The organism is Microbacterium sp. NPDC056234 (genome assembly GCF_042267585.1).
In the GTDB taxonomy this organism is placed as follows: Bacteria; Actinomycetota; Actinomycetes; order Actinomycetales; family Microbacteriaceae; genus Microbacterium.
The window spans coordinates 1-2,120 of record NZ_JBHJTE010000010.1; the positions used below are offsets into that span (position 1 = coordinate 1).

The window sequence follows — 2,120 nt, forward strand, 5'->3', positions numbered from 1 at the left end:
TTATTACTTGTTCGCCCCACAGGGAAGCGGAAAGGCCGAGTGCCTCACCCCCCTCAAGTGGAGAACCACCCCCGATTCCTTCTCTCTCTTGAGAGTGTGGGCGTTCGCGTCTAGGATGGGGGATCCACCTCGTGGTACGCAGTCATCGGTTGCGCAGCGGATCTTCGATCCTCGAGCGCCGATTTGACAGGCACCGCGAAACGGATAAGCTAGAGAAGTTGTCTCGAAGCTCTATTGCTTCGGTTCATCACCTCTGGTTCTGAGCCTCACGGCGTGTCGATTTGACAGGCTGAAAAGCACAGATAAGATAGAGAAGTTGCCCTTCGGGCCTGGTCGTGAGGCTGGGTCGGGGGAGCGTCTGATCCTTGAGAACTCAACAGCGTGCACTTGTCAAATGCCAAATTATCCTCGTCTCCACTTTTGTGGGGGTGAGAATTCCTTTGGATCAAAGACCAATCTCCTTTGTTGGGGGTTGGCATTCGGATGAAGTCAGTTGATTTTGTCTCTTTGGTCAGCATCAAACTCGCTGCCGGCACGGTTTTCCCCGTGTGGGTATGCATTTCTTTTTTACGGAGAGTTTGATCCTGGCTCAGGATGAACGCTGGCGGCGTGCTTAACACATGCAAGTCGAACGGTGAAGCAGGAGCTTGCTCTTGTGGATCAGTGGCGAACGGGTGAGTAACACGTGAGCAACCTGCCCCGGACTCTGGGATAAGCGCTGGAAACGGCGTCTAATACTGGATATGAGACGTGACCGCATGGTCAACGTTTGGAAAGATTTTTCGGTCTGGGATGGGCTCGCGGCCTATCAGCTTGTTGGTGAGGTAATGGCTCACCAAGGCGTCGACGGGTAGCCGGCCTGAGAGGGTGACCGGCCACACTGGGACTGAGACACGGCCCAGACTCCTACGGGAGGCAGCAGTGGGGAATATTGCACAATGGGCGAAAGCCTGATGCAGCAACGCCGCGTGAGGGATGACGGCCTTCGGGTTGTAAACCTCTTTTAGCAGGGAAGAAGCGAAAGTGACGGTACCTGCAGAAAAAGCGCCGGCTAACTACGTGCCAGCAGCCGCGGTAATACGTAGGGCGCAAGCGTTATCCGGAATTATTGGGCGTAAAGAGCTCGTAGGCGGTCTGTCGCGTCTGCTGTGAAAACTGGAGGCTCAACCTCCAGCCTGCAGTGGGTACGGGCAGACTAGAGTGCGGTAGGGGAGATTGGAATTCCTGGTGTAGCGGTGGAATGCGCAGATATCAGGAGGAACACCGATGGCGAAGGCAGATCTCTGGGCCGTAACTGACGCTGAGGAGCGAAAGGGTGGGGAGCAAACAGGCTTAGATACCCTGGTAGTCCACCCCGTAAACGTTGGGAACTAGTTGTGGGGTCCTTTCCACGGATTCCGTGACGCAGCTAACGCATTAAGTTCCCCGCCTGGGGAGTACGGCCGCAAGGCTAAAACTCAAAGGAATTGACGGGGACCCGCACAAGCGGCGGAGCATGCGGATTAATTCGATGCAACGCGAAGAACCTTACCAAGGCTTGACATACACGAGAACGGGCCAGAAATGGTCAACTCTTTGGACACTCGTGAACAGGTGGTGCATGGTTGTCGTCAGCTCGTGTCGTGAGATGTTGGGTTAAGTCCCGCAACGAGCGCAACCCTCGTTCTATGTTGCCAGCACGTAATGGTGGGAACTCATGGGATACTGCCGGGGTCAACTCGGAGGAAGGTGGGGATGACGTCAAATCATCATGCCCCTTATGTCTTGGGCTTCACGCATGCTACAATGGCCGGTACAAAGGGCTGCAATACCGTGAGGTGGAGCGAATCCCAAAAAGCCGGTCCCAGTTCGGATTGAGGTCTGCAACTCGACCTCATGAAGTCGGAGTCGCTAGTAATCGCAGATCAGCAACGCTGCGGTGAATACGTTCCCGGGTCTTGTACACACCGCCCGTCAAGTCATGAAAGTCGGTAACACCTGAAGCCGGTGGCCTAACCCTTGTGGAGGGAGCCGTCGAAGGTGGGATCGGTAATTAGGACTAAGTCGTAACAAGGTAGCCGTACCGGAAGGTGCGGCTGGATCACCTCCTTTCTAAGGAGCATCTGACACTCTTTCGGGGG

The 2,120-nt window shown here is 55.2% G+C and carries 1 rRNA gene; it reads left to right on the plus strand.

What is annotated here, in order from left to right:
- The first annotated feature begins 566 nt into the window (after positions 1-566).
- Positions 567-2,091 (plus strand): 16S ribosomal RNA (locus ACFCYE_RS17840).
- The last annotated feature ends 29 nt before the right edge of the window (positions 2,092-2,120 follow it).